At 64.1% G+C, this 5423-nt stretch carries 3 protein-coding genes; all 3 read left to right on the top strand.

Going from position 1 to position 5423, the window contains the following annotated elements; genetic code table 11:
* The first annotated feature begins 287 nt into the window (after positions 1-287).
* Positions 288-782 (top strand): hypothetical protein, encoded by a 495-nt coding sequence (locus J9893_RS21200; RefSeq protein ID WP_161646862.1) that lies wholly within the window; start codon positions 288-290, stop codon positions 780-782.
* 289 nt (positions 783-1071) lie between these two features.
* On the top strand, positions 1072-2589 hold the full coding sequence (locus tag J9893_RS21195; RefSeq protein ID WP_052815049.1) for an efflux RND transporter periplasmic adaptor subunit: 1518 nt from the start codon (positions 1072-1074) through the stop codon (positions 2587-2589).
* Between the two features lie 73 nt (positions 2590-2662).
* A partial coding sequence (locus J9893_RS21190) for a CusA/CzcA family heavy metal efflux RND transporter (RefSeq protein ID WP_210621948.1) occupies positions 2663-5423 on the top strand: 2761 nt, incomplete at its 3' end.

Raw genomic sequence — 5423 nt, 5'->3', positions numbered from 1 at the left:
AACCGAGCCAGCATGTCGCCAGATGCCTCAACAACATCGTTCAGATCGTTTGCAATAGACATAAAAAATCCGGAACCAGTGATTGGTTCCGGATTGTCCTACAGCAGAAGGATCGGTCAATGGATCCTTAACTGATCAGCATTGCGCCCATGCGGGGGCTTTTTCTGTTCACTGCCCCGCCCTTTCTTAATCCATGTCAATTCCCAGGCAGACGGCGCTTGCCAGGCCTTGACCTTCTCCTTTCGGCAAGGTTTAGATTCGGCCCATCCGTCACAGGGAAGCCACCCATGCTCTCATCGAGATTGCCCACCACGTTCATCGCCCGGCTATTGCTGGCGCTGGTGCTCGTCTGCAATCTGACCCTGTGCATCAGCTGGCATGGCGCGGCCACCGCCCTCCCGGGTGAGACCCAGGATGCCCTTCCGGCATCCTCCCCCTTGTCTCATGCGCTGCACGAGAGCCCGCCTGTGCAGCACGCCGCCATGAACCATGGCCAGGCCGACACAATTCCCCTCTCCTGCCATTCGGGCACCATGAGCCAGAGTGCCCCGTCTGGGGAGGAATGCCAGATGCAGGCCGGCTTCTCCGGTGCGGCCAATGCCCCGCCCCTGCTCGGCATGCTGTTGTCACTGCTGCTGATCCCCCTGCTGCTGCTCCCCTCTTCGTGGCATGTCGGCTCCCTGCTCGACAACTGGCTGAGGGACCCCTTCCTGCGCCTGCGCGGTACCCATCCCCCCTCCTGGCCCAGACGGCATCTGATGCTCTCTGTGCTGCGCCATTAGAAACCTCTTCTACCCCAGCCTGGGCAATGGTTCGCCATTGCAACAAGTGCCGTGCACCGGCCGACTCGTCGGCAGTGCTCCGTTTGCCGCCCAACCCGTTCGCTGTGATTCGAGTGTTGCGTGACGCAGGTGCGTGAATAACGCCTCTGCCCCGCCCCTGGACACGACGCTCATGCAGGAACCCGGTCAGGCGGCCTGATAGAAGAGAAGATGTAACCATGTCATCAGCCAAGATTTTCGCCGTTGCCGGCGCCCGCGCCTCCCGTTCGACTCGTGCCGGAGGCCTGCGATGAACAAGACCCTGATCCTGTCGACTCTGATGCTCGTCCTCGGGGCTGGCGGCGGTTACTGGGCCGCCACCAAGATGGGCGGCGCTACTACCGCCAAGGAGAAGGCCCCCCTCTACTGGGTCAATCCCATGGATCCCCGCGACAAGCGCGATGCCCCCGCCAAGGACAACATGGGGATGGACTTCATCCCCGTCTATGAAGAGAAACAGGGCGGCTCGCCGGGCACCGTTACCATCAGCCCCGAGATCCAGCAGAACCTGGGGGTGCGGCTGGCCAAGGTGGAAAAACTGCCCGTCCACCAGCAGATCGAGACGGTGGGCTATGTGGGATATGACGAGGAGCGCCTCGAAGCCATCAACTCCCGGATGGCGGGCTGGATCCGCAACCTCGCCATCAAGAACGAGGGGCAGCAGGTGGCCAGGGGCAGCTTCATCTACGATCTCTACGCCCCGGATCTGGTGAACGCCCAGCACGAGTACCTGCTGGCGCTCAATACCACCAACCCGCTGCTGCTGCGCGCCGCCGAAGGCAAGCTCAAGTCCCTGCAGGTACCGGCGGATCAGATAGCGGCCCTCAAGCGCACCCGCAAGGTGCAGGAGACGGTGCGCATCTATGCCCCGAGCAGCGGCTATGTCTCCGAGCTCAAGGTGCGTGAAGGCCAGTATGTGGAGCCCGCCGCCCCCCTCTTCAACATCAGTACCCTCAAGCAGGTGTGGGTGAGCGCCGAGGTGTTCGAGCGCCAGGCCGCCCAGATCAAGGTCGGCGATCCGGTCACCATGACCCTGGACTATGCCCCGGGCCGCCGCTGGCAGGGTCGGGTGGACTACCTCTACCCGACGCTCGATGCCAGTACCCGCACCCTGCGGGTCCGCCTGCGCTTCGACAACCCGGACGAGTTCCTGAAACCCAACATGTTCGCCAAGGTGAGCATCGGCACCGGCAAGGGGGAACCCCGCCTGGTGGTGCCGAGCGAAGCGGTGATCCGCACCGGCAGCCAGGACCGGCTGGTGCTGGCGCTGGGAGATGGCAACTTCAAGTCGGTGGCCGTCACCCTGGGCCCCCAGTTTGGTGACAAGGTCGCCATCCAGGAGGGGGTCGAAGCCGGTGACAGCATCGTCAGCTCGGCCCAGTTCCTGCTCGACTCAGAATCGGCCATCGATTCGGACTTCCAGCGCATGACGGCGGTGCGTCCCATGCAGGTGTGGACCCAGGGCCAGGTGCAGAACATCGATCTCGCCGGGCGTACCCTCGGCATCTCTCACCAGCCCATTCCCGAGTGGCAGTGGCCCGCCATGGAGATGGACTTCACCGTGGCCGACGGCGTGGACATCAGCCAGCTGAAACCGGATCAGACCCTGCATCTGCAGGTGGAGCAGGAGGGGGACGAGTACCGCATCATCCAGATCCATGTGGAAGACAAACCGGCAGCAGACGAGCCGATGAAAGAGGCCAAGGGCGAGATGCCAGGCATGGAAGGCATGGATCACAGCCAGCACCAGATGGGGGATAAATCATGATCCCGGCCATGCTTCGCTGCATTGAGCACAAACCCAATCGGCTGCCAGCCCACCGAATGAGAGGAGCCCAGTCATGATCCCTGCCATCATTCGCTGGTCCGTCGGCAACCGCTTCCTGGTGCTGCTGCTGACCGTCATGCTCACCGCCTGGGGCCTCTGGTCGGTCAAGCAGACCCCGGTGGACGCCCTGCCGGATCTCTCCGACGTCCAGGTGATCATCAAGACCTCCTACCCGGGCCAGGCGCCCCAGGTGGTGGAGGATCAGGTCACCTACCCCCTCACCACCGCCATGCTGGCGGTGCCGGGGGCCACCACGGTGCGCGGCTACTCCTTCTTCGGCGACTCCTTCGTCTATGTGCTGTTTGACGACGACACCGACCTCTACTGGGCCCGCGCCCGGGTGCTGGAGTATCTGAGCCAGGTGGCCCCCAATCTGCCCGCCGGGGCCCAGCCCCAGCTCGGGCCGGACGCCACCGGGGTGGGCTGGGTCTACCAGTACGCCCTGGTGGACAAGAGCGGCAAGCACGATCTCAGCGAGCTCACGTCACTGCAGAACTGGTTTCTGAAATACGAGCTGCAGACGGTGAACGGCGTATCCGAAGTCGCCACTGTGGGCGGCATGGTGCGCCAGTACCAGGTGCGGGTCGATCCGGACAAGCTGCGGGCCTACGGCATTCCGCTCTCCCTCATCGAGACCGCCATCAAGCAGGGCAACCAGGAGACCGGCGCCTCCGTCATCGAGATGGCGGAAGCGGAGTACATGGTTCGTTCGAATGGCTACCTCAAGAGCGTCGAGGATCTGAAGCAGATCCCGCTCGGCACCAATGTGCGGGGCGCCCCCCTGCTGCTGGGTGACGTGGCCGACGTGGTGACCGGTCCCCAGAGCCGGCGCGGTATCGCCGAGCTCAACGGCGAAGGGGAAGTGGTGGGCGGCATCATCGTCATGCGTTTTGGCGAGAATGCCCAGCACACCATCGACGGGGTCAAGGCACGGCTGGCCGAGCTCAAATCCAGCCTGCCCGACGGGGTGGAGATCGTCACCGTGTACGATCGATCCGACCTTATCCAGCGCGCCATCGACAACCTCTCCGCCAAGCTGGTGGAGGAGTTCGCCGTGGTGGTGCTGGTGTGTCTCGCCTTCCTGTTCCACCTGCGCTCGTCGCTGGTGGTGGTCATCACCCTCCCTATCGCGATTTTGACCGCCTTTATCGTGATGCACCTGCAGGGGATCAACGCCAACATCATGTCGCTGGGGGGCATCGCCATCGCCATCGGCGCCATGGTGGACGGCGCCATCGTGATGATAGAGAACGTCCACAAGCACATGGAGCGGGAGGCGCTCACCGACAAGAACCGCTGGCTGATCATCACGGAGGCGAGCATCGAGGTGGGGCCGGCGATTTTCTTCTCCCTGCTCATCATCACCATGAGCTTCCTGCCGGTGTTTGCCCTGGAGGCGCAGGAGGGACGGATGTTCCACCCGCTGGCCTACACCAAGACCTACGCCATGGCCGCCGCCGCCGCGCTCGCCATCACGCTGGTGCCGGTCATCATGGGCTATTTTATCCGCGGCAAGGTATTGCCCGAGCAGGCCAACCCCCTCAACCGTGGCTTGAGCCAGGCCTATGTGCCCCTGCTCAATGCCGTGCTGGCCCGCCCCAAGACCACCCTCGCCGCCGCCCTGGTGGTCACGGTCGCGGGTTTCTGGCCGCTCCAGCACCTGGGCTCCGAGTTCATACCGCCGCTCGATGAGGGGGACATCATGTACATGCCCACCACGGCGACCAACATCTCGGTGGGCAAGGCGCGGGAGATTTTGCAGCAGACCGACAAACTCATCCGCACCGTGCCCGAGGTACAGAACGTGTTCGGCAAGGCGGGGCGCGCCGACTCGGCCACCGACCCGGCGGATCTGGTGATGATGGAGACCAGCATCCAGCTCAAGCCCCGCGATCAGTGGCGTCCCGGCATGACCCCGGAGAAGCTGAAAGAAGAGCTCGACTCCCTCATCCGCTTCCCCGGCCTCACCAACGCCTGGGTGCCCCCCATCAAGACCCGTATCGACATGCTGGCCACCGGCATCAAGACCCCGGTGGGGATCAAGATCGCCGGCCCCGACCTCAAGGTGGTCCAGCAGATTGGCCAGCAACTCGAGCAAATTGTCGGCAAGGTGGAAGGCGCTGCCTCCGTCTACGCCGAGCGGGTGGCGGGCGGTCGCTACGTCAAGGTGGATATCGATCGGCTCAAGGCGGCCCGCTACGGCCTCAACATCGCCGACGTGCAGGCGGTGCTCGCCACCGCGGTGGGCGGCATGGACGTGGGGCAGACCATTGAGGGGCGCGAACGTTACCCCATCAACCTGCGCTATCCCCAGAGCTATCGCGATTCGGTGGCCAGCCTCGAACTGCTGCCCCTGGTCACCCCCAAGGGTGAGCGGATCGCCCTGGCGGACGTGGCCCGGGTCTACATCAGCGACGAGGCGCCCATGCTGCGCAGCGAAAACGCACGCCTCAACGGCTGGGTCTACGTGGACATCCGTGGCCGCGACATCGGCTCCTTTGTGGCAGAGGCCAAGGCCGAGGTGGACAAGCAGCTGGTGCTGCCACCGGGTTACGCCCTCACCTGGTCAGGTCAGTACGAATACATGGAGCGGGCCATGGAGCGCCTCACCTACGTGGTGCCCCTGACCCTCGCCATTATCGTGCTGCTGCTCTATCTCGCGTTTCACCGCTTCCAGGAGGTGCTGCTCATCCTCACCACCCTGCCGCTGGCGGTGGTCGGGGGGATCTGGGCCGTCTGGCTGCTCGACTTCAACCTCTCGGTGGGCGTCGGCG

The organism is Aeromonas sp. MaB10011B, from assembly GCF_017939325.1.
Classification (GTDB): Bacteria; Pseudomonadota; Gammaproteobacteria; order Enterobacterales; family Aeromonadaceae; genus Aeromonas; species Aeromonas caviae.
The sequence above is the reverse complement of the archived record's forward strand: the minus strand, read 5'-3'. Positions and strand labels throughout refer to the sequence as shown.

What these genes read in the sequence shown, in the direction of transcription:
- J9893_RS21200 (WP_161646862.1), top strand. Translation starts at nt 288, where the DNA reads ATGCTCTCATCGAGATTGCCCACCACGTTCATCGCCCGGCTATTGCTG.
- J9893_RS21195 (WP_052815049.1), top strand. Translation starts at nt 1,072, where the DNA reads ATGAACAAGACCCTGATCCTGTCGACTCTGATGCTCGTCCTCGGGGCT.